We start from the raw sequence: 4,229 nt of genomic DNA, 5'->3' as shown, positions 1-4,229 counted from the left end.
GGTTCGGTGGGAGAGGAAATGTTGGGACAATAATACCAATATCGGTCAAAATTGCTGCGCGTCGATAGATTGGGTTCAGATTTTAGCTCCCGCCACTCCGGTTAATGATAATCTATAGAGCGAGTGGAATTGTCTGACTACTGCGGTGGGGTTGCGATCGCATTGTAAGAGTGATCACCACAGATAACTCTCGGGGGTTTTTAGGATCCATAGGGGTAAAACCCCTCATTGACCTAACCCGTCGGTACTCTCAAAAATATTCCGGTTCAGAAACCCAGTTAAAGGCAGCGATAGTGGGGACTTTTACGGCAATTTATCCCAGAGAAACCGGGTGTTCTCCCCTCATGGTTACGGATACCCCAGACCCCTTCTCTCGGGTTAGAGAAGAGGCGATCGCCCATCCAAGGGAACTGTCCCTTGAGAAAATTGAAAAAATCTTTAGTCCCCCTCCATCTCATGGTTTAATAAGTAACAGTAACCCTTTGTCTGTAGCTTCTTTTCCCAGTCAACCTCAGTCCTTAATTGGCAATACAGATCTGGAGACCAACATGAAAAATTTACAGTTGCTCGATGAAACCATTCGCAACTTAGAGCAGGAAGCCAATCTAACGCGCATTAAAAAATTAATGCTTTGTCTCTGTCAGGGAACATGGGAAAATAATGCGGACTTACTGGCAGATTGGAATTTACGGGACCTAATTATTGAAGTCTGCGAAGCAACCGGAACTTTAGATAATCTTAAATTTTCTTTAGATGGAATTGTCAGCAATATTAATAAACCGCAACAATATGCCTTAGTTGCTAAACTTTTAATTTCCACGCTAGGTAAATTTTATGAAGATGGTTCAACCCAGTCCGGACTATCGAATTTTCCACAACCTCCGGATCTAGCAAACACCCTGGTCATTGTTTCTGATTTCACCAATGAAACTGACTTTGACCTGCCGACTCCGCCTGAATCACTTGGTCCCATCACCCGCGAAAAAATCTTTGATTTGCGGCTCAAAGTCGTTCAGCACACGAGTCCATTACGGGCAAAAATCCTCATATTCTCGGCACTCGATCGCCTGTTTGAATTTAATCGGGATGAAGACTGGCTCAACTTAAAAAAAATCCAGCTTGATGAACTGTTACAGCAAATTTATGAACTCTGTCCCAGTGTTGAAGCTCTCGAATCTCACTTATATGAAACCGCAAAAAACCTCCCGGAAGCGGATGAAAACTATCAATCTGCTGGGGTGATTGTGCAATATATGACACCGTTATATTCCCCAATCGGAAAACTGCCCCCCCTCCCGGACACCCTCGCTCCGGGGAGCGATCGCTGGAATGCTGCACCTCGGATACAGGGAACCGAAGAAAACAGCAGCGCTAGTCACGGCTTCATTCCGGATGAAGATGATAACGATTACAGTGAGATTCTAGAACAAGGTGACGAAAATAGTGGGATGTTGAGCGAAGTGTTACCGCCCATTTGTGCGGATTCCGGGACTCTGAACGGCAGCGATCGCAAATTTTCGTTAAGTGGCCTCAAAAAAATCGATCCAGTTCAACAAAAACAAGAACTGGAGAAAAAACTAAATCTTAAAGTCAACCAAAGTGTGGAAGAAATTGTGCAATTTATTGAAAATCGCTTAAATCATCTCGAACAGGAAATTAGCGACGAACTCGAACCCCTGGACATTGAAGACGGAATTTCAGTCAAATATGAAACAATGGGAGATTTTATCACTCAAGTCAAACAGGCTACTTCTCAATTCCTAGAACTTCTGATAAACTTAGAAGAAGCCGAAAGAAACCAACCCATTGAACGAGAAGATAACTCGACCTCTTAAAGACCAATCGGGATAAACAAAAGCCAGCCTAAATTCAGGGATTAATGTCAGGGGAAAAAGCGGGGAAAGAGGGATAATGTTGATGAATGTCGAAGAATTATTGCGGCGCTATACAGCCGGAGAAACTAATTTTAACGGAGCCAGTCTCTGGGGTGCGAACCTTCGAGGAGCGGATTTGATTGGGGCGAAATTACGGGGAGCGGACCTCCACGGAGCGGACCTGATTTTTGCCTACTTGAGCCGAGTCAACCTAAGTGCAGCCTACTTAGTCAGTACAAAACTCGGTGGTGCTAACCTCAATCAAGCCAATCTCTCCGGTGCGAATCTTAGCGATGCGGACCTGCATGGGGCGACCCTCCAAGGTGCAGATCTTCGCAAAGCGAACCTCAATTTAGCCAACCTACTGGATGCAAACCTCAGCGATGCAGATTTGCGCGGAACAACCTTAAGCGGGGTTTGTTTGCGCGGAGCCTGTTTGCGCGGGGCCAACTTCCGGGAGGAACGGCGGATATACAGTGCGGCCAACTTGCGGGGAGCGGATTTACGGGGTGCGGATTTGCGCGGGGTCAACCTCAGCGGTGCGGACTTGACGAAGGCGGATTTAACTGGGGCAAATCTCACCGAAACGAACTTGCGCGGGGCGAATTTGGAACGGGCAAAAATGGCCTCAGCAATTGTTAACGGAGGGTTTCTGAGTGATGCCAATCTGTCTTATGTAGATTTGAGCGGGGCTTGTATGACAAATGTCAAGCTGGAACGATCGCAGTTGGGTGAGGCAAATTTGGAGGGAGCTAAACTGGATATGGCGATCATAACTGATGCCAAACTGGGGAAAGCCAACCTATCGGGGTCAAATTTAACCCGGGCGAATCTATCCCGGACGGATTTAAGTCGGGCGAATCTGTCTCATGCGCTCTTGAATGAGGCGAATCTATGTGAGGCATATTTGGCGAGAACGAATTTAATGCGGTCTAATTTGACTAAAGCCAGTTTAATTCGAGCCGAAATGAGCGGCGCTAATACTGCCGGGGCGATATTTAGCCAGACGACGATGCCGAATGGGGATGTGCAGAATTAAACCGATCGCCCATTAATTAAACCGTGAGTGAATAGTCCAGGGAGAACAGGCAGATGACAGAGTATGATGCGATCGCCATCGGGAGTGGCATTGGCGGGTTAGTCACAGCAGCCTTACTCGCTCGGTATGGCAAGCGCGTAATTGTTTGTGAGAGTCATGCGATCGCCATCAGGTGCAGCGCTTATGTTTGATCGCCAGGGATTTCACTTCGACGACTGTACCCTCTTTTTACTGTGGACTGGGAGATTCCCATAGCCTAAACCCCTTGCGCCAAGTCCTGGAACTTTTGGGAGAATCGGTGCAAACCATCGCCTATGACCCATTGGGACATTATCACTTAGGGGACATTACCCTGCCCATTTACGGCAATTGCGATCGCTATCGGGCCGAAATTGCCGCCATTACCCCCACCGGAGCCCAAGAACTCCAGCGGTTTGAACGGCGGATGTTGTCTTTGTATGACGCCCTCAAAGGCATTCCGACTTTAATCTTGCGAAGCGATCGCAAGGTGCTACCCGTCCTGCTGTCATACTGGCCCGCCTTGCTCCAATTACTCCCCCATATTCGGGAGATTCAAGGGTCCGTGGGTCAAATCCTCGATCGCGATGTGTAAAGACCCCTTCGTGCGGCGTTTAATCGACAAGAGATGCTTCTTACTCTCCGGGTTCAAAGCTCACGGCACGATCGCCCCAGAAGTCGCATTTATGTTCGGGGAACGCAGTCTTTGCGCCATCGATTATCCGATTGGCGGGAGTACCGCCATGATTGAGGCCCTGGTGCGGGGATTAACCCGATGGTCCGGAGAACTGCGCCTGAATGCTTATATGGAGCGCATTTTAGTCGGATCCGGGCGAGTCACCGGGGTGAGGTTGCGAAATGGCACAATACTCAAGGCACCCATTGTCATTTCCAATGCTACAATTTGGGATACCTATACCGATGCTGCTCCCACCGGAACACCTGCGGGGGTCTTATCGCCGTCAAGCCTTAGAAACCCCGGTTCTAGATAGCTTTATGCACCTGCACCTGGGGATCAAAGCCGAAGGATTAACCGGATTGACAGGACATCTATGGTGGTTCATGATGGCGATCGCGACCTCACCGAACCGGGGAATACCTGTATGATTTCCATTCCCTCGGTCTGGGACCCCAAGCTGGCCCCACCAGGACATCTTTTGACACTCTCAGGTCTAAAGACACTGAGATTCTTGAGTAGACTACCGAGGTAATCTTCAAAGGCATTGTCAAAGTGCCTCTAGACGCTCAAAACAACTGTCTTGCGACGCTGCCATTGCGGTTACTTTTCTACTTTTTGC

The 4,229-nt window shown here is 48.4% G+C and carries 5 protein-coding genes; all 5 read left to right on the top strand.

Going from position 1 to position 4,229, the window contains the following annotated elements; genetic code table 11:
* The first annotated feature begins 170 nt into the window (after positions 1-170).
* The 5 genes from J0895_RS16410 (at position 171) to J0895_RS26800 (ending at position 3,923) form a co-directional block, all read left to right on the top strand.
* A complete protein-coding gene (locus J0895_RS16410; RefSeq protein WP_207089120.1) occupies positions 171-1,835 on the top strand; it encodes a hypothetical protein in 1,665 nt (554 codons plus the stop codon).
* Between the two features lie 82 nt (positions 1,836-1,917).
* The gene (locus J0895_RS16405; protein WP_207089119.1) at positions 1,918-2,913 is read left to right on the top strand and encodes a pentapeptide repeat-containing protein; all 996 of its coding nucleotides are present in this window, start codon (positions 1,918-1,920) and stop codon (positions 2,911-2,913) included.
* A gap of 53 nt (positions 2,914-2,966) precedes the next feature.
* Positions 2,967-3,104, top strand: coding sequence for an NAD(P)-binding protein (locus tag J0895_RS26810; RefSeq protein ID WP_340643537.1), 138 nt, complete (start codon positions 2,967-2,969; stop codon positions 3,102-3,104).
* A gap of 74 nt (positions 3,105-3,178) precedes the next feature.
* Positions 3,179-3,526: a hypothetical protein gene (locus tag J0895_RS26805; protein ID WP_340643536.1), complete on the top strand. Its 348-nt coding sequence runs from the start codon at positions 3,179-3,181 to the stop codon at positions 3,524-3,526.
* On the top strand, positions 3,519-3,923 hold the full coding sequence (locus tag J0895_RS26800; RefSeq protein ID WP_340643535.1) for a phytoene desaturase family protein: 405 nt from the start codon (positions 3,519-3,521) through the stop codon (positions 3,921-3,923). The genes J0895_RS26805 and J0895_RS26800 overlap by 8 nt, the downstream gene beginning before the upstream one ends.
* The last annotated feature ends 306 nt before the right edge of the window (positions 3,924-4,229 follow it).

Origin of the sequence: Phormidium pseudopriestleyi FRX01 (assembly GCF_017313335.1) — a bacterium.
GTDB classification, from domain to species: Bacteria; Cyanobacteriota; Cyanobacteriia; order Cyanobacteriales; family Laspinemataceae; genus Laspinema; species Laspinema pseudopriestleyi.
This window is presented reverse-complemented; position numbering and strand designations above follow the sequence as displayed.